Origin of the sequence: Streptomyces kronopolitis (assembly GCF_014646275.1) — a bacterium.
Taxonomy (GTDB): domain Bacteria; phylum Actinomycetota; class Actinomycetes; order Streptomycetales; family Streptomycetaceae; genus Streptomyces; species Streptomyces kronopolitis.
In genome coordinates, this window is record NZ_BMND01000034.1 from 14,542 (window position 1) to 32,856 (window position 18,315).

Genomic DNA, 18,315 nt, shown 5'->3' on the forward strand with positions numbered 1-18,315 from the left:
TGCCGGGGCTGGTGGGTCTGGTGGGGGGGGCGGGCGTTGCGGCTCGGTCCGGCCCGACGGAGTGGCCCGGCCTGGCGGAGTGGCGTGGCCTCTTCGGTTCAGCCGAGCCCGGTGGTGGCCCGGACCCACGCGCTGCCCCGCCCCGTTGGCACGGTGCCGGCGTGTGGTCAGCCCCGCACCGTGGCCGCGTGCAGAAAAGGTTCGATGGCGGCGTACCAGTCGTCGGGTTGTTCCCAGGGGAGCAGATGCCCGGCGTCGGGGATTTCGGCGTAGGCGCCGCGCGGCAGGACCCGGACCATCTCCTGCGCTTCGGCGCGGCCCAGTTCGGCGTCGAGGCCGCGGACGACGAGGGTCGGGCAGGACACCTGGGCCAGCTCCTCCCAATGGGCGTCGTGCACCCAGGTCTCGCGGGCGGTGAGCATCTGCCGGCGGGAGAAGACGGGGCGCCAGCCGTCGGCGCGCTCGGCCATCACCTCGGCGAAATACTCGCCGCGGGCCGGCCGGGGCCGCTCCAGGGTCGGGTCGTCCTCACCGAACCACTTGCGGACGTCGGCGAGGGTCGCGAACGGCATCGGCCAGGAGCGGAACCACTCGGTCCATTCGCGCTGCGAGGCCGCGCCCAGCGCCGACGCCCGCATGTCGCAGATCACCAGCGCACTGACCAGGTCCGGTCTCCGGGACGCTAACTGCCATGCCGTCAGCGCGCCCATGGCATGCCCCACCAGGGCGACGGGCGCGAGGTCGAGCTGCTCGATCGCGGCGATGGCGTCGTCGACATAGGCCTCGCGGTCGTACGGCCCCACGGCGGGCTTCTCGCTGCGGCCGTGGCCCCGCTGGTCCAGCGCGACCGGGCGATGGCGGGCGCTCAGCCGGCGGGCGGTGCCGGCCCAGTGCGAGGCGCGGCCCATCAGACCGTGGAGCAGCAGCACACCGGGACGCCGCTCGGGCTCCTCCAGGCCGCCGCCGCTCTTGGGCGGGTCGGAGAACTCCCAGGCGGCCAGCCGCACGCCGCCGGCCCCTGTTACCTCGATGCGTCGCACCATGTGCCCTGGCACCCCCAATCGTCCCGTGAGCACTTCCACACTATCGAACCCCTATTCGAACGCACCGCTCCGGCGCGGAATACCCCTCGTTCGAGTGACCTCACTCGGGGATTGTCCGCGCCCGCCACGGGGAGACATCTGCCGGGAGGCGGGCCCTACCGGGAAGGGGGCCCGTGGGGAAAGACCCTGGGAGCTCGGGGCTCCGGGTCTTGGGTGGGGGACATGGGGAGGCAGGGCCCCGGCTGCTCGCAGCGCCGGGGCCCTGACTGTTTCCCACCACGGGTGGATGCATCCGAGCCCCCTCCCGGCCGGGACCGGCCGCCGCACGACCATGCGTCAGGGTGCCACGGCCCCGGCCGTATCGCACGGATTCGCACAAGTCCGTTCAACAGGCAAGCACGTGCCGAGCCCGCCGTGCGGCGCGTCGGCGCAGCTCAGCGGGCTCGGCAGGGAAATACGGGCGGGAGTGCGAAAAGGAAAGCGTCCGAAACCGCTTTCAACGCTTGGCGACAAAGACATGCGCGGCGATCTCGGAGCCCAGCTCGGCGGCCTCACCGCTGCTGCCGACCAGCACCCCGGCCGGCGACTCCGTCACGCTCACCACCGCGCCCGGCTGCACACCGGCCCGCCGCAGCGTGTACATCAGCTGGGCGTCGGCCTGGATGGGCTCGCCGATCCGGCGCACCACGGCCGTCTTGCCGTCGGCCCCGGCGTCCAGGTCCATCAGGCTCACCATGCCGGCGTCGAGGAACGGGTCGACCTCGGACTTCTCGCCCAGCTCGGCCAGCCCGGGGATGGGGTTGCCGTACGGGGACTCCGTCGGGTGCCGCAGCAGCTCCAGGACGCGGCGCTCGACCGCCTCGCTCATGACGTGCTCCCAGCGGCAGGCCTCGGCGTGCACCTGCTCCCATTCGAGGCCGATGACGTCGACGAGCAGGCACTCGGCGAGGCGGTGCTTGCGCATCACCCGCGTCGCCAGCTGCCGGCCCTCTTCCGTGAGCTCCAGATGACGGTCGCCGGCGACCGTCAGCAGCCCGTCCCGCTCCATGCGCGCCACGGTCTGGCTCACCGTCGGGCCGCTCTGTTCGAGGCGCTCCGCGATGCGTGCGCGCATGGGCACCACACCTTCCTCTTCCAGCTCGAGGACGGTGCGGAGATACATCTCCGTGGTGTCGATCAGTCCTGACATGCGTGCCCCTCGATGTGTGGTGCGGTGGCCCTGTTCCCAATTCTGACGCATCCCACCGACAACGGTGCCGCGCCGTGGGCGGCGGCGGCCCCGCACCGCCGTATTGACAGCGCACTGGTCCAGACCGCAACGTGATCCGCGCCACTGATCACAGACGCCGAGATCCGACGAGAGGGGCCGCGGCAATGGCGGAGTGCGACCGGAGCGACCGGCTGGCCGGGAACTACTTCGACGCCGCGATCGACCTGCTGCGACAGGTCCGCGACGCGGAGGGCGACCGGATCACCGCGGCCGGGGAGCTGCTCGCCGACGCCGTCGCGGCGGGCGGGCGGATCTTCGCCTTCGGCGCCGGCCACTCCTCGCTGCCCGCGCAGGACACGGTCTACCGCGCGGGCGGCCTGGCGGTGATGAATCTGCTGTCGGTCCCGGGTGTGGTGGGCGTCGACGTGCGGCCGGCGACGCTCGGCAGCGCGCTGGAGCGGGTCGACGGGCTGGCCGCGGCGGTCCTGGACAGCAGCCCCCTGAGGGCGGGCGATGTGCTGGTGATCATCTCGCTGTCCGGGCGCAACCCGCTGCCCGTGGAGATGGCGGTCAACGCCCGCGCCCTGGGCATCAAGGTCATCGGCGTGACATCCGTGGCGTACGCGCAGGCCACCCGGTCCCGGCACGCCTCGGGCAGCTTCCTCAAGGACCACTGCGACCTCGTGCTGGACAACCGGATCCCGCTCGGCGACGCGGAGCTGACGCTGCCCGGCATCGACGCGCCGTTCGCCCCCGCCTCCACCGTCGTCACCAGCGCGATCATGCAGGCCATGGTGGCGACCGCGGCCGGCGTCCTCGCGGAGCGGGGCATCGACCCGCCGCTGCTGCGCTCGGGGAACGTCGACGGCGGCCACGACTGGAACGCGTCCGTGATGGGCGCCTACGCGGACCGGATCTTCTACCGGCAGTGAGCCGGCGGCGCGCCGAGCGCCGCGGCGCCCGCGAGGTCGAGGGCGGCGGCGATCCGGGCCGCCACCTCCTCCGCGTAGTCCGCGTCGGCCCGGTCGAACGGGCGGCGCGCGGGAGTCCGCAGAAACGTCACGACGCCCAGGGTGCGGCCGCGGCTGCGCAGCACCGCGCACAGGCCGTGCACGGTGCCGTCCGGCCAGTGGCGGGCGGCCGCCCAGCCCTCGGGGGCGGCGGATCCGGCACCGGTGCGCACCGGGCCGCGCCGCTCGCAGGCCTGGAGGGCGGGATGGCCCGGCGCGTACGGCACGGGCAGGCCGGTCGCCGGAAGCCGCTCGGCGGGACCGGGCTCCCCGGCCGGGGAGGCCAGCGTCCGCACCAGCCGGAGCCGGCCGCCGGGCGGCGGGCCCGCAGCGCCCGGGGCGCCCGCGCCGCCCCTGCCGTACGCACCCTCCTGGGGGCCGTCGTCCGCCGCGTCCGCGGCGACCGCCCCGAACGGCGCGGGCGGGGGCGCCGTGGCGAGGTCGACCAGGCCGTGGTCGGCGAAGCCCGCCAGGGCGAAGTCGAGGTGGACGGCGGCGGCCTCGGCCGGGTCCGGGCAGTCCGCGGCCGCCCGTCCCGCCCGGTGGAGCTGGCGGGCGCGGAACCGCAGCAGGGAGCCCTCCTGCTCGGCGCGCTTGGCGTCCGTGACGTCCTGGAAGAGCCAGGCCACGCCCAGCGGCACCGGCTCCTCGGCCAGCGGGGAGGCCAGCCGGACGAAGCCGCTGCGCCAGCACCGGCGCGGGAGTTCGGCCCCCTCGGAGCGCAGCGTCACCCACAGCTCGGCGGTGGCCGGCGGGGCGCCCTCGGCGAGGACGTGCTGCAGGGCGCCCTCCAACTCCTCGACGCCCTGCGCCAGCAGCTCGCCGAGGGGGCGCCCCAGCAGGGCCGTGCGCCCCACGCCGAGGATGCGGGCGGCGTGGGCGTTGACGACGGCGGGCCGCAGGTCGGCGTCGATCAGCACCACGCTCCACGGCGCGTCCTCGAACAGCGCCTCGGCCAGCGCCACGGACCGCTCCAGGTCCAGCTGGGTGTGCACCTTGCTGAAGGCGCAGTACACGCCCGCGATCCGGCCGCCGGGCCCGCGGACCGCGGAGGACTGGGTGCGAACGAGGACGCGGTGGCCCTCCTTGGTCAGCAGGGCGAACTCGTGCACCTGGCGGCCCGGGGAGCGCATCGCGGCGGCCAGGACGGCCTCGATCCCGTCGGCGTCCTCCTTGCGGACCGCCCATCCCGTCAGCCCCGTACGGCCGACGGCCTCGGCGGTGGTCCAGCCCAGGATGCGGGCCGCCTCGTGGTTCCAGTGGGTGACCGTGCCGTCCGCGGCGAAGGCGACGAGGGCGGCGTCCATGCCGTCCAGGAGCGCGGCGAGCAGACCGGAGTCGTCGCTCTCGCCGGCGGCACGGCGCGCCGGCGCCGTCGGGCCGGGGACGCCCGGAAGTCCGGGGGCCCCGGGGGGACCGGAAAGGTCGGAAGAAGCTGACGAAGCAGTCACTGGCACCCCTCACGAACGCGGCCACACATGCTCCACCTGGGAACATTCAACTGGAACGTGACACAGGGCACCCGCGATTCACGGAAATCGTTGCTTCCGGGAAATGTGGTTGTGCCGGGCGGGGCTGCTTCCTAATGTGTGGAGCACACGAGAAGGGAGGTGGTTCGGCCAATGATTTCGCACCGGACGCGTGAGGTGGCTGCGGGCTAGCGGCCCGTCGCTTCACCGAAGTGCAGCGCCGGACCGGCGCATACTGCAGATGCGCAGCCGGCCAATCCCAAGCAGTCACCCGACCCGCGGGCTGCCGGTTCGTCCGACCGGCCCTTCGCGCCACCGAGCGCGGAGGAGGCAGCCCGTGGGTCGTCTGCGTGTACGGACGGCCCGCCGCCCCCGGCCCGCGTGTCTCAGGGGGCCAGCCGCTCCACGCGCCAGCCGCCGGGCTCGGCGACGTAGCGCAGCCGGTCGTGCAGCCGGTTGAGCCGGCCCTGCCAGAATTCGACCGTCTCGGCGGCGATCCGGTAGCCGCCCCAGTGCGGCGGCGCCGGGACCTGCTCGCCCTCCGGGTAGCGGGCCGCCAATTCCTCGTAGGCGCCCTCCAGTTCCGCGCGCGAGGCGACCGGGGCGGACTGGTCGCTGGCCCAGGCGCCCAGCTGGGAGCCGTGCGGGCGGGTGCGGAAGTAGGCCGCGGTCTCGTCCCGGCCGATGCGTTGCGCGGTGCCGGTCACCACGACCTGGCGGGCGAGCGGGTGCCAGGGGAACAGCAGCGAAATGGCGGGATTTTCGGCCAGTTCACGCCCCTTGCGGCTGTTGTAGTTGGTGAAGAACACGAAGCCGCGGTCGTCGAACGCCTTGAGGAGCACGGTCCGCGAGCTGGGCCGGCCGGCGGCGTCCGCCGTCGAGACGATCATCGCGTTCGGCTCGTGCAGCCCGGCCACCGTCGCGTCCTTGAACCAGCGGGCGAACTGGTCGTAGGGGCCCGCGGCGAGGTCGGACTCGGCGAGTCCCTCGGCGCGGTAGTGCGCACGCATGGAGGAGGGGTCGGGGTTCTCGGCGTGGGACGCGTCGGCTGGATGCACGGCCTCATCTTGCAACATCGGCCGCGGCCCGGTCAGCTGGAGGGGCGAAAGTCTGCCCCCGGCCGCCGGGCGGTAACCCTCCCGACGGCAAATCGACGACTGTGCCGGATCTCACGCTTCCCCGCAGGTGGGGGACCCGACAAAATCATGGCCCGGCCCACTGTGGGCTTCGGACACGGAGAGCTATCGTGTCCGTCCGGCTGTACCGACGCACCACACGCCGCACCGCACCGCCCGCCCGCGGCCCGACCACTGCGGGCAGGACCCTCGCGTGAACGGTGCCCTGGCAGGGCATCACCTGGGCGCCCGGTTCGGACCGCGAGCTGCCAGCAGCCGCGTAGCCGCGCCGGCGCCGCACACCACGACCGCACGGCGGCCGCTCACGGAGCGTCTGCCGGCCCCAGCTTGAGGAGCCGCCTGATGTCCGACTTCGTACCCGGACTCGAGGGAATCGTCGCGTTCGAGACGGAGATCGCCGAACCCGACAAGGAAGGCGGTGCCCTTCGCTATCGCGGGGTCGACATCGAAGAGCTCGTCGGTCACGTGTCGTTCGGCAACGTCTGGGGGCTGCTGGTGGACGGGGCGTTCAACCCCGGCCTGCCGCCCGCCGAACCGTTCCCGATCCCGGTGCACTCCGGGGACATCCGGGTCGATGTGCAGTCCGCGCTCGCGATGCTGGCGCCCGTGTGGGGCCTCAAGCCGCTGCTGGACATCGACGAGGCGACGGCCCGTGACAACCTCGCCCGCGCCGCGGTGATGGCGCTCTCGTACGTCGCCCAGTCGGCGCGCGGGCAGGGCCTGCCGATGGTGCCGCAGAAGGAGATCGACACGGCGGAGACGGTCGTCGAGCGCTTCATGAAGCGCTGGCGCGGCGAGCCGGACCCCAAGCACGTCAAGGCCGTCGACGCCTACTGGACCTCGGCCGCCGAACACGGCATGAACGCCTCCACCTTCACCGCCCGCGTCATCGCGTCCACCGGCGCGGACGTGGCGGCGGCGCTCTCCGGCGCGGTCGGCGCGATGTCCGGTCCGCTGCACGGCGGCGCGCCCTCCCGCGTCCTGGGCATGATCGAGGAGATCGAGCGCACCGGCGACGCGGCCGCCTACGTCCGCAAGGCGCTGGACCAGGGCGAGCGGCTGATGGGCTTCGGCCACCGCGTCTACCGCGCCGAGGACCCGCGGGCACGAGTGCTGCGGCGCACCGCCAAGGAACTGGCCGCCCCGCGCTTCGAGGTCGCCGAAGCCCTGGAGAAGGCCGCGCTGGAGGAACTCCACAACCGCCGCCCCGACCGGGTGCTGGCCACCAACGTCGAGTTCTGGGCCGCGATCGTGCTGGACTTCGCGGAGGTCCCGGCGCACATGTTCACCTCGATGTTCACGTGTGCCCGCACGGCGGGCTGGAGCGCGCACATCCTCGAACAGAAGCGGACGGGCCGACTGGTGCGACCGTCGGCCCGGTATGTGGGCCCCAGCTCGCGGAGCCCGCGAGAAATTTCCGGGTATGGAGCGATTGCGCCTCGCTGAGGCTTCTGGCTTCCCACGTTGTCGGCTGGCCCGCCGTGGTGGCTTCTCGCCGTTGCGCCTGCGGCGGGCGGGGGCCGCTGCGCGGGGCTGTCGGGTGCGGTGACGGACCTCCGGGGTCGGTGTGTGGGACTGCTTCGCTTTACGTCCCACACACCGACCCCTCCGGCCCGCCCCTCCCGTTGAGGGGTGGGGGAAAGGCCGGTGGGGGTGCATGTGGCTGGGCGAGCGCGCCTCGTGGTCGTACCGAAACAGCCGACGACGGACCGAAGCTCTGGCCGGACACCACGCCCGCCCCCACCCACCGTTACGTACTCCCCCACGGGAGGGGACGGGCCGGAGGGGGTGGGTGTTCGGACGTAAAGCGAAGCAGTCCGAACACCCACCCCCGGAGGTCCGTCACCGCACCCAACAACCCACCGCCCGCCGCAGGCGCAACGGCGAGAAGCCCCCACGGCGGGAAAGCCGACAACGTAGGAGGCCCTACCGAAGCGCCTCGTCCAGGAGTCTGGCCCACTGTTCGACCACCCGGTCGCGCCGCGACGAGTCATCCGTCAGGAGGTTGGCGAGGCCCAGGCCGCGGGCCATGTCGAGGAGGCCTTGGACCGTCTCCCGGACGCCGGGTACGGATTCGTCGGCGTCCAGGAGAGTCACGGCCGTTCGGTGGGCCTCACGGCCCACCTTCGCTTCGAGGGCAGTGACCCGCTCCCGGAGTTGTTCCTCGTCGGAGGCGGCCACCCACAGGTGGAGCGCGGCGCGGAACAGCGGGCCGGTGTAGAGGCCGACGAGTTCCTCGACGATGATCCAGGTGCGGGCGACGGAGCCGGCCGGCGGGAGGTTGTGGGCGACGGCCTTGACCGCGTTCCGGCGTTTCTCCGCGACGTGTTCGACGGCGGCGGTGAAGAGGTCCTCGCGGGTGCGGAAGTGGTGCTGGGCGGCGCCCCGGGAGACGCCCGCGCGTTCGGCGACCACGGAGACCGTGCTGCCGCTCCAGCCGTGCTCGGCGAGGCAGGAGACGGCGGCTTCCAGCAGTTTGAGGCGGGTGGCGCGGCTGCGTTCCTGCTGGGGCCCCTTGGGGCCGCGGGCGGGGGTCAGCGCGCCCATGCGGGGGCCCGTCGCTCCAGGAAGGCGGTCATGCCCTCGCGGGCCTCGGCGGAGCCGAAGAGCGCTGCGGAGCGTTCGGCGAGCGCCTCGGTGTCGCGGTCGAAGGTGTCCAGGACCTGGGCGGTGACCAGCTTCTTCGACTCGGCCAGGCCCTGGGGCGAGCCCTTGCGCAGCCCGTCCAGTACGGGCGCCAGGCCGCTGTCGACGTCGTCGGCGGCGAGGGTGACCAGGCCGATCCGGGCCGCCTCGGCCGCGTCGAACTTCTCGCCGGTCAGGTAGTAGCGGCCGGCGGCGCGCGGGTCCAGGCGGGGCAGCAGGGGCAGGGAGATGACGGCGGGGGCGAGGCCGAGGCGGGCCTCGGTGAAGGCGAAGGTGGCGCCCGGTCCGGCGGCGGAGATGTCGCAGGCGCCGAGCAGGCCCAGGCCGCCGGCCCGGACGTGTCCGGTGACCCGGGCGACGACCGGTTTGGGCAGTGCCACGATGCCGCGCAGCAGCCGGGCCAGGCCCAGCGGTCCGTCCGTGGCCGCGCCCGAGGTGGCCTCGGAGAGGTCGGCGCCGGCGCAGAAGGTGGTGCCGGTGTGTGTGAGGACGACGGCGCGGGTCCCCTGGTCGGCGGCGGCGTCCGCGAGGGCCTGGTGCAGTTCGGCGACCAGGCGGGTGGAGAGGGCGTTGCGGTTGTGCGGGGAGTCCAGGGTCAGGGTGGTGATGCCGCGCTCGTGGGAGCGCAGCACCAGGGGGGTCGCGGGGGCGTCGGTCATCGGGGCGTCGTGCTCCTTTCCCTGGCGCGCAGTTCGCGCCGCAGGATCTTGCCGGTGGCGGCGCGCGGCACGCTGTCCAGGAATTCCACGCGGCGCACTTTCTTGTACGGGGCCACCTGCCCGGCAACGTACGTGATGACCTCGTCCTCGCTGAGCCGGGCCCCCCGCTGCCGGACCACGAACGCCTTGGGGACCTCGTTGCCGTCCGCGTCGGGGACGCCGATGACGGCGGCGTCGGCGATCGACTCGTGGCCGAGCAGCAGCGCTTCGAGGTCGGCCGGGGCGACTCCTTGACGCGGTCGACGACATGGAGCCAGCCGTCGCCGTCCGCCCGCCCGACGTCGCCGGTGTGCAGCCAGCCGTCGGGGTCGATCATCGCGTCGGTGTCGGCGGGCCGTCCCAGGTAGCCCTTCATGACCTGGGGGCCGCGGATCAGGATCTCGCCGCTCTCTCCCGGCGGCACGTCCGCGCCGGTCTCCAGGGAGACCAGCCGCATCTCCGTGTTGGGGATCAGCTTGCCGACGGTACCCGGGGGCGGGTGCGGGGCGTCGAGGGGGACGACATGGGTGCCCGGGCTCAACTCCGTCATGCCGTAGGCCTGGAGGACCGGGGGCAGGCCCAGGCGCCGGGAGCAGGCCGCGGCCAGGTCGGCGTCGAGCGGGGCCGCGGCGCTGACGAGGTAGCGCAGCGAGGACAGGTCGTAGTCGGTGACCCGGGGGTCCTTGGCCAGGGCCAGCACGATCGGGGGCGCGACGTAGACGGCGGTGATGCGGTGGCGTTCGATCGCGGTGAGGAACTGCGCGAGGTCGAAGCGGGGCAGCACGACGACGGTGGCGCCCTGCCGCAGCGGGGCGTTCATCAGGGCGGTCAGGCCGTAGATGTGGAAGAACGGCAGGACGGCCAGCACCCGGTCGTCGGGGCCGGTGGAGACCAGCGGGGTGAGCTGGGCGAGGTTGGTGGCGATGCTGCGGTGGGTGAGCATCACGCCCTTGGGGGCGCCGGTGGTGCCGGAGGAGTACGGCAGGGCGGCGAGGTCGGTGGCCGGGTCGAGGGCGACGGAGGGTTCGGGGCCGGTGCAGGCGGCCAGGTCCTGGATGCCACGGTGCCCGGGGGCTCGGTCGCAGACGAGGATCTCGGCGATGCCGCCGGCCTTGCGTGCGGCGCCGCGGGCGGTGTCCAGCAGCGCCGACACGGTGACGATCCAGCGGGCCCCGGAGTCGGTCAGCTGCTTGCTGAACTCGTCCTCGGTGGCCAGCGGGTGGACGGTGGTGACGGCCGCGCCGCAGCGGGTGGCGGCGTAGAACACGACGGGGAAGAGGACGGAGTTGGGGCTGTGCAGGGCGAGGACGTCGCCCTTGCGGAGGCCGGAGGCGGCGAGGGCGGCGGCGGTCCGGCGGCTGAGGTGGTCGAGCCGGGCGTAGCTGAGGGTGGTGCCGTCGAGGGCGTCGACGAGGGCGGGCCGCTCGCCGTACTCCGCCGCCCTCCCGAGGACCGCGTCGTGGATCGGCAGTTCCACGGGGGCGATGTCGGCGTACTCGCTGCGGAAGACATGGGACACCATCCTGGGCCTTTCCCTTCGGGGCGGGAGGACGACGGGCGGCAGGGTGCCGCCCGGCCGGGCGGGCGGGCGGGCGGGCGGGCGGGCGGGCGGGCGGGCGGACACGGCCTAGCAGCATCGCGCGCTCAGTACGACTTGGGCAGTCCCAGCGTCTGGTGTGAGACAAAGTTGAGGATCATCTCGCGGCTGACCGGGGCGATCCGCGCCACCTTGGCCGCCGTGACCATCGAGGCGAGGCCGTACTCCCGGGTGAGGCCGTTGCCGCCGAGGGTGTGGACGGCCTGGTCGACGGCGTGGACGGCGGCCTCGGCGGCGGCGTACTTGGCCATGTTGGCGGCCTCGCCGGCGCCCATGTCGTCGCCTGCGTCGTAGAGATGGGCGGCCTTCTGCATCATCAGCCGGGCGAGTTCCAGCTCGATGTGGGCCTGGGCGAGGGGGTGGGCGATGGCCTGGTGGGCGCCGATGGGCTCCTTCCAGACCTGCCGGGTACGGGCGTAGTCGACGGCCCGGTCCAGCGCGTAGCGGCCCATGCCCAGGGCGAACGCGGCGGTCATGATCCGCTCGGGGTTGAGCCCGGCGAACAGCTGGAGCAGCCCGGCGTCCTCATCGCCGACCAGCGCCCCGGCGGGCAGCCGCACCTCGTCCAGGGTCAGCTCGAACTGCTTCTCCGCGGCGGCCAGTTCCATGTCGATGGGGTGGCGGCCGAAGCCGGGGGTCTCGCGCGGGACGATGAACAGGCAGGGCTTGAGCCGTCCGGTCCTGGCGTCCTCGGTGCGGCCGACGATCAGGGTGGCGTCGGCGATGTCGACACCGGAGATGAAGACCTTCCGGCCGTTGAGGACCCATTCCTCGCCGTCCCGGCGGGCGGTGGTCGTGATGCGATGCGAGTTGGAGCCGGCGTCCGGTTCGGTGATGCCGAAGGCCATGGTGCGGGTGCCGTCGGCGAGGCCCGGGAGCCATTCCCGCTTCTGCGCCTCGGTGCCGAAGCGGGCGATGACCGTGCCGCAGATCGCGGGCGAGACCACCAGCATCAGCAGTGGACACCCGGCCGCCCCCAACTCCTCCAGGACGAGCGAGAGTTCGGCGATTCCGCCGCCTCCGCCGCCGTACTCCTCGGGGAGGTTGACGCCGAGGTAGCCGAGCTTGGCGGCCTCCGCCCAGAGCGCGTCGGCGTGCCCGCCCTCGGCCACGACCCGTGCGATGTACTCCCGGCCGTAGCGTTTGCCGAGGGCGGCGACGGAGCTGCGGAGGGCGCGGTGTTCCTCGGACTCGATCACAGGGTTGCTCATGGCGGGCTCCATGTGTGCGGTGGGTGAGGTGGTGCGCGAGTGAGGGAGGCGGCGGGGTCAGGCCGTGGTGTCGACGACGGCGAGCAGGGTGCCGACCTCGACCTGCCGTCCGGTGTGGACGGGCAGCGAGGTGAGGGTGCCGGCGGCGGGTGCGGTGATCTTGTGCTCCATCTTCATCGCCTCCAGCCACAGCAGCGGCTGGCCGGCCTCGACCCGGTCGCCCTCGGTCAGGCCGGGGGCGATCCGGACGACCGTGCCGGGCATCGGCGCCAGCAGGGAGCCGGGTTCGGTGCGGGCGGCGGGGTCGGGGAAGCGGGGCAGCGCGGTGAACGTCCAGGCGCAGGGGGCGTCCGTGCCGTTCAGCGGGGGCGCGTCGACATGGACCCGGTCGCCGTGGCGCGCGACCGCGAACCGCCGCCGGACGCCGTCGACCTCCAGCACCACCTCGTCGGCGCCGTGGGTCAGCAGCCGTACGCCAGGGAATTCCTCGGCCGACAGCCCGTCCCGGCCGAGCCGGTAGCGGATCGCGTACTCGGTGTCCCCGCAGGCGTAGGTCTTGGTCTGCGGCCCGGAGGGGACGTTGCGGAAGCCCCCGAAGCGGGAGCGGCCGGCCGCGTCGGCGAGGGCGGCGGCGAGCGCGAAGACGCCGCCGCCGTCCGCTCCGTCCGCGGTGAGCGCGGCGAGGTTGCGGTCGTAGAAGCCGGTGTCCAGCGCGCCGGGGTCGGTGAACTCCGGGTGGCGCAGGGAGCGTACGAGCAGGTCGCGGTTGGTGACGGGGCCGTGGATCGCGGCCCGTTCCAGGGCGCCGGCCAGCTTGCGCACCGCCTCGTCGCGGGTCGGCGCCCAAGCGATGACCTTGGCGAGCATCGGGTCGTAGTGGACGCCGATGGTGTCGCCGTCGCGCACCCCGGAGTCCAGCCGGACGCCGTCGAGCAGGGCCAGCCGGTGCAGGGTGCCGGTCTGCGGCTGCCAGTCGGCGGCGGGGTCCTCGGCGTACAGCCGCGCCTCCACGGCGTGTCCGTGCGGCCGGGGCGGCTCGCCGTCCAGGGGCCGGCCCTCGGCGACCCGCAGTTGGAGGGCGACCAGGTCGAGGCCGTGGACGGCCTCGGTGACCGGGTGTTCGACCTGGAGGCGGGTGTTCATCTCCAGGAAGTAGGCCCGGCCGTCCGCGGAGACCAGGAACTCCACGGTGCCCGCGCCGCGGTAGTCGATGGCGCGCGCGGCCCGGTCCGCGGCCCGGTGCAGGGTCTCCCGCAGGTCGTCGGGCAGGGCGGGGGCCGGGGCCTCCTCGATGACCTTCTGGTGGCGGCGCTGGAGGGAGCAGTCGCGGGTGCCGAGCGTCCAGACGGTGCCGTGCGCGTCGGCGAGGATCTGCACCTCGACGTGGCGTCCGCCGACGACGTACGGCTCGACGAACACCTCGCCGTCCCCGAAGGCGGCCGCCGCCTCGGCCTTGGCGGCCGTCAACTCCTCGTCAAGTGCGGCGAGTTCGGTGACCAGGCGCATGCCGCGGCCGCCGCCGCCGGACGCCGCCTTCACCAGCAGCGGCAGGTCGGCCGCGGTGGCGGCGCCGGGGTCGACGGGGGCCAGCAGCGGCACCCCGGCGGCCGCCATCAGCTCCTTGGCCCGTGTCTTGGAGGCCATGGCCTCGATGGCGGCGGGCGGCGGGCCGATCCAGGCCAGGCCCGCCGCGGCCACCGCCGCGGCGAAGCCGGCGTTCTCGGAGAGGAAGCCGTAGCCGGGGTGGACGGCGTCGGCGCCGGCGGCCCGGGCGGCCGCCACGATCAGGTCGCCGCGCAGATAGGTGTCGGCGGGGGCCTCGCCCGGGAGCCGGACGGCGGTGTCGGCCTCCTGGACGAAGCAGGCGCCGGCGTCCGCGTCCGAGTAGACGGCGACGGTGGAGATGCCCAGCTCACGGCAGGTACGGAAGACGCGCCGGGCTATTTCGCCGCGGTTGGCGACGAGGACGGAACGGATCACTTCTGCCTCACATCCGGAAGACGCCGAAGCCGCCCCGCGCGCCCTCGACCGGGGCGGTGTGGAGGGCGGACAGGCACAGGCCGAGGACGGTTCGGGTGTCGCGCGGGTCGATGACCCCGTCGTCGTAGAGCCGTCCGGACAGGAACATCGGCAGCGACTCCGACTCGATCTGCTGCTCGACCATGGCGCGCAGCCCGGCGTCCGCCTCCTCGTCGTAGGGCTGCCCCTTGGCGGCGGCCGAGGCGCGGGCGACGAGGGAGAGCACCCCGGCCAGCTGCTGCGGCCCCATGACGGCGGACTTGGCGCTCGGCCAGGCGAACAGGAAGCGGGGGTCGTAGGCGCGGCCGCACATGCCGTAGTGGCCGGCGCCGTAGGAGGCGCCCATGAGGACGGACAGGTGCGGGACCTTCGAGTTGGACACCGCGTTGATCATCATCGCGCCGTGCTTGATGATGCCGCCCTGCTCGTACTCCTTGCCGACCATGTAGCCGGTGGTGTTGTGGAGGAACAGCAGCGGGATGTCGCGCTGGTTGGCCAGCTGGATGAACTGGGCGGCCTTCTGCGACTCCGCGCTGAACAGCACGCCCTGGGCGTTCGCGAGGATGCCGACCGGATAGCCGTGCAATCGCGCCCAGCCGGTGGTCAGGCTCGGCCCGTAGAGCGGCTTGAACTCGTCGAAGTCGGAGCCGTCCACGATCCGGGCGATGACCTCGCGGGGGTCGAACGGGGCCTTGAGGTCGCCGGGGACGATGCCGAGCAGCTCCTCCTCGTCGTACGCGGGCGGGGCGGCCGGGGCCGGATCCGGGTGCGCCTTGCGCCAGTTGAGGCGGGCGACGACCCGGCGGGCCTGGCGCAGCGCGTCCGGCTCGTCCAGCGCGAAGTAGTCCGCGAGGCCGGAGGTGCGGGCGTGCATCTCGGCGCCGCCCAGCGACTCGTCGTCGCTCTCCTCGCCGGTCGCCATCTTCACCAGCGGCGGCCCGCCGAGGAACACCTTGGCGCGTTCCTTGACCATGATCACGTGGTCGGACATGCCGGGGACGTAGGCGCCGCCGGCGGTGGAGTTGCCGAAGACCACGGCGACGGTGGGGATGCCGGCCGCCGACAGCCGGGTGAGGTCGCGGAACAGCGCCCCGCCCGGGATGAAGATCTCCTTCTGGCTGGGCAGGTCGGCGCCGCCGGACTCGACGAGCGAGATCAGCGGCAGCCGGTTGGCGAAGGCGATCTCGTTGGCCCGCAGCGCCTTCTTCAGCGACCAGGGGTTGCTGGCGCCGCCGCGCACCGTCGGGTCGTTGGCGGTGATCAGGCACTCCACGCCCTCGACGGTGCCGATGCCGGTGACCACCGAGGCGCCGACGGGGTAGTCGCTGCCCCAGGCGGCGAGCGGCGACAGCTCCAGGAACGGGGTGTCGGGGTCGAGCAGCAGCTCGATGCGCTCCCGGGCGAGCAGTTTTCCGCGCTTGCGGTGCCGGGCGACGTACTTCTCCCCGCCGCCCGCGGTCGCCTCGGCGTGCGCGGACCCGACCTCCGTCAGCTTCGCGAGCATCTGCGCCCGGCGCTCGGTGTACTCGGCGCCCGTCGTGTCGAGCCCGGTTGCGAGCACGGTCAAAACAACACCTCCGGTATGTCCATGTGCCGCGCGCGCAGCCACTCCCCCACGGCCTTGGCCTGCGGGTCGAACCGGGCTTGGGCAGCGACGCCCTCGCCGAGCAGTCCGCCGACGACGAAGTTGAGCGCGCGCAGATTCGGCAGTACGTGCCGGTCGACGGGCAGGCCGGCGGTCTCCGGCAGCAGCTGCCGCAGCCGCTCGACGGTCAGTTCGTGGGCCAGCCAGCGCCAGCCCTGTTCCGTGCGGGCCCAGACCCCGATGTTCGCCGCGCCGCCCTTGTCGCCGCTGCGGGCACCGGCGACCAGGCCGAGCGGCGCCCGCCGGGTGCCCGCGGCGGGCAGCGGCGCGGGCAGCTCCGGGTCGGGCAGGCGCACCAACTCGCTCTTCTCGCCGCTGGGTTGGCAGCGCACCGAGGTCCCGTCCGGGAGGACGGCCAGGTGGGGCACCTCGGCCGCGTCCACCGCCACCGCCTCGAAGACCCCGTACGGGGTGCCCCTGCCGGGTGGTGCGGTGACGTGGAAGCCGGGGTAGCTGGCGAGCGCGAGTTCGACGGCGGCGCCGCTGACCACCCGCCCCACCGCGTCCTGGTCGGCGTCGCGCACCACCAGCCGCAGCAGCGCGCTGGCCTCCTCCTGGACGTCCGCGTCGTCGTGGTCGGTGCGGGCCAGCGTCCAGCGCACCTCGGCCGGGCGGTGCCCCGCGGCGTCGAGGGCCGCCTCCAACTGCCCGCGGACCAGCGCGGCCTTGGCCGGCACGTCCAGCCCGGTCAGCACGAAGGTGACCTCGTTGCGCCAGCCGCCGAGCCGGGTCAGCCCGGCCTTGAGGGTCGGCGGCGGCGCCTCGCCGCGCACCGGCCCGATCCGGACCCGGTCCGGCCCGTCCTCCGCCAGCCGCACGGTGTCCAGCCGCGCGGTCACGTCCGGCCCGGCGTAGCGGGCGCCGGAGGTCTCGTAGAGCAGCTGGGCGGTGACCGTGCCGAGGGTGACCGCGCCGCCGGTGCCGGGGTGCTTGGTGATCACCGAGCTGCCGTCGGCGGCGATCTCGGCGAGCGGGAAGCCGGGCCGCCGCACGTCGTGGTCTTCGAAGAAGGAGTAGTTGCCGCCGGTGGCCTGGGTGCCGCACTCCAGCACATGCCCGGCGACCATGGCCCCGGCCAGCTGGTCGAACTGCTCCGGCCGCCAGCCGAAGTGGGCCTGTGCCGCGCCGCTGACCAGCGCGGCATCGGTGACCCGCCCGGTCACCACCACATCGGCGCCGGCCCGCAGACACGCGGCGATCCCGGCGCCGCCCAGGTAGGCGTTGGCGGTCAGCACCCCCTCGCCCCATCCCCCACGGGCCAGCAGGTCGTCACCCTCCACATGCGCGACCCGTACGGGAACCCCGACCTTGTCCGCCAACTCCCTCACGGCATCGGCGAGTCCGGCCGGGTTCAGCCCGCCCGCGTTGGTGACGATCCGCACCCCGCGCTCGACGGCCGCCCCGAGCCCCTCCTCCAGCTGCCGCAGAAAGGTCTTGGCGTAGCCGCGGGCGGGGTCCTTCAGCCGGTCGCGGCCGAGGATCAGCATGGTCAGCTCGGCGAGGTAGTCGCCGGTCAGCACGTCCAGGGGGCCGCCGGTGAGCATCTCGTGCAGCGCGTCGAAGCGGTCGCCGTAGAAGCCGGAGGCGTTGCCTATCCGGAGCAGGTCGGGGTCCGCACCTAGGGGGCGCACGGGTCCGGTGCCGCCGGCGGAAGCGCCGGGCCCGGGGGCGCCGCTCATGCCGTGGGGCCCTTCCCCGACGGGGCGCGCCCCTTGCCCGGCGGGCCGGCGAAGGCCTGCGCGATCCCCAGCCACCGCTCCGCGTCGGCGCCCTCGGCGCGCAGGGACGGCAGGTCACGGCGGTGCGCCCGCTGGGTCACCAGCAGGCAGAACTCCCGCGCCTCCCCGGTCACCCGCTGCGCCGCCTCCGCCGGCCCGTACTCCCACACGCCGCCGTCCGGCGCCCGCAGCTCGACCCGGACCTCCTCGGCAGGCGGCACGAGTTGATGGGTGGCATAGGCGAAGTCGCGGGTGCGCACCCCGATCCGGGCGATGTGCCGCAGCCGCGCGGTGGGCTCCCGGGTGACGCCCAGCGCGTCGGCGACGTCCTGGCCGTGCGCCCAGGTCTCCATCAGCCGTGCGGTGGCCATCGACGCCACGCTCATCGGCGGGCCGTACCACGGCAGCTTCTCGCCCGGCGGCCGCTCGGCGAGCGCGGTCAGCAGCCGTGCGCGACCGGCCCGCCAGTCGTCGAGCAGCTGCCCCGGCGGGGTGCGGGCCCCGGCCTCGGCGGCCTCGTCGACGAAGGTCAGCGGCGCGGCGAAGGCCTCCTGGGCGGCGCGCGCGAACCCTTCCGGGTCGGTGGCCGAGAGCAGCGCCTGCCGGTCGGTCCAGGCCAGGTGGGCGATCTGGTGGGTGATGCTCCACCCCTCGGCGGGCGTCGGGGCCGCCCAGCGCGCGGCGGGCAGCTCGGCGACCAGCGCGTCCAACTCCTCGCTCTCCGCCCTGAGATCCGCCAGTACGGCGCCGGGATCGGACACGCGACACTCCCCTCATCATCCCAACTGCCGTGGCAGCGGGGCATGCTGGCATGCGCGACGGCCGCTGCTGCGGCCGTGCGGGTGCGGTGTGGTGCGGGTGCGCTCCGAGCGTGGCAGCGCGACAGGAAACAATCAAGCACGCCTGCATGATT

The 18,315-nt window shown here is 74.0% G+C and carries 13 protein-coding genes and 1 pseudogene; 2 read left to right on the plus strand and 12 right to left on the minus strand.

The window, feature by feature from the left end:
- Window positions 1-167: 167 nt before the first annotated feature.
- Complete coding sequence (locus IEY78_RS27575; RefSeq protein ID WP_189102784.1) at window positions 168-1,043, minus strand: alpha/beta fold hydrolase; 876 nt, start codon at window positions 1,041-1,043, stop codon at window positions 168-170.
- 496 nt (window positions 1,044-1,539) lie between these two features.
- Window positions 1,540-2,232 (minus strand): iron-dependent transcriptional repressor DtxR, encoded by a 693-nt coding sequence (locus IEY78_RS27580; protein ID WP_189102785.1) that lies wholly within the window; start codon window positions 2,230-2,232, stop codon window positions 1,540-1,542.
- Window positions 2,233-2,417: 185 nt separating this feature from the next.
- On the opposite strand from IEY78_RS27580, the gene IEY78_RS27585 reads away from it, so the two are divergent.
- Window positions 2,418-3,185, plus strand: coding sequence for an SIS domain-containing protein (locus IEY78_RS27585; RefSeq protein ID WP_189102786.1), 768 nt, complete (start codon window positions 2,418-2,420; stop codon window positions 3,183-3,185).
- On the opposite strand, the gene IEY78_RS27590 is transcribed toward IEY78_RS27585, so the two are convergent.
- Window positions 3,173-4,714 (minus strand): PAS domain-containing protein, encoded by a 1,542-nt coding sequence (locus IEY78_RS27590; RefSeq protein ID WP_189102787.1) that lies wholly within the window; start codon window positions 4,712-4,714, stop codon window positions 3,173-3,175. The two genes, IEY78_RS27585 and IEY78_RS27590, sit on opposite strands and share 13 nt — an antisense overlap.
- A 404-nt stretch (window positions 4,715-5,118) precedes the next feature.
- A complete protein-coding gene (gene pdxH / locus IEY78_RS27595) occupies window positions 5,119-5,742 on the minus strand; it encodes a pyridoxamine 5'-phosphate oxidase (protein WP_189102846.1) in 624 nt (207 codons plus the stop codon).
- Between the two features lie 468 nt (window positions 5,743-6,210).
- Between pdxH and IEY78_RS27600 the strand changes: the two genes are divergently transcribed.
- Window positions 6,211-7,314, plus strand: coding sequence for a citrate synthase 2 (locus IEY78_RS27600; RefSeq protein ID WP_189102788.1), 1,104 nt, complete (start codon window positions 6,211-6,213; stop codon window positions 7,312-7,314).
- A 480-nt stretch (window positions 7,315-7,794) separates the two neighbouring features.
- On the opposite strand, the gene IEY78_RS27605 is transcribed toward IEY78_RS27600, so the two are convergent.
- The 8 genes and pseudogenes from IEY78_RS27605 to IEY78_RS27640 all read right to left on the minus strand — a co-directional run bounded on the left by IEY78_RS27605 (window position 7,795) and on the right by IEY78_RS27640 (window position 18,163).
- A complete protein-coding gene (locus tag IEY78_RS27605; RefSeq protein ID WP_189102789.1) occupies window positions 7,795-8,415 on the minus strand; it encodes a TetR/AcrR family transcriptional regulator in 621 nt (206 codons plus the stop codon).
- Entirely contained in the window at window positions 8,403-9,173 is a 771-nt protein-coding gene (locus IEY78_RS27610) for an enoyl-CoA hydratase family protein (protein WP_189102790.1), read from the minus strand. The genes IEY78_RS27605 and IEY78_RS27610 overlap by 13 nt, the downstream gene beginning before the upstream one ends.
- Window positions 9,170-10,734 (minus strand): annotated as a pseudogene (locus IEY78_RS27615) (AMP-binding protein). Before IEY78_RS27615 ends, IEY78_RS27610 begins: the two are co-directional and overlap by 4 nt.
- A gap of 122 nt (window positions 10,735-10,856) precedes the next feature.
- Entirely contained in the window at window positions 10,857-12,020 is a 1,164-nt protein-coding gene (locus IEY78_RS27620) for an acyl-CoA dehydrogenase family protein (RefSeq protein ID WP_189102791.1), read from the minus strand.
- 57 nt (window positions 12,021-12,077) lie between these two features.
- Entirely contained in the window at window positions 12,078-14,000 is a 1,923-nt protein-coding gene (locus IEY78_RS27625; RefSeq protein WP_189102792.1) for an acetyl/propionyl/methylcrotonyl-CoA carboxylase subunit alpha, read from the minus strand.
- Between the two features lie 7 nt (window positions 14,001-14,007).
- Window positions 14,008-15,606, minus strand: a complete 1,599-nt coding sequence (locus tag IEY78_RS27630; RefSeq protein WP_189102793.1) for an acyl-CoA carboxylase subunit beta — start codon at window positions 15,604-15,606, stop codon at window positions 14,008-14,010.
- On the minus strand, window positions 15,603-17,363 hold the full coding sequence (locus IEY78_RS27635) for an acyclic terpene utilization AtuA family protein (protein ID WP_229700208.1): 1,761 nt from the start codon (window positions 17,361-17,363) through the stop codon (window positions 15,603-15,605). Before IEY78_RS27635 ends, IEY78_RS27630 begins: the two co-directional genes overlap by 4 nt.
- Window positions 17,360-18,163, minus strand: a complete 804-nt coding sequence (locus IEY78_RS27640) for a TIGR03084 family metal-binding protein (RefSeq protein WP_189102794.1) — start codon at window positions 18,161-18,163, stop codon at window positions 17,360-17,362. The genes IEY78_RS27635 and IEY78_RS27640 overlap by 4 nt, the downstream gene beginning before the upstream one ends.
- Window positions 18,164-18,315: the final 152 nt, after the last annotated feature.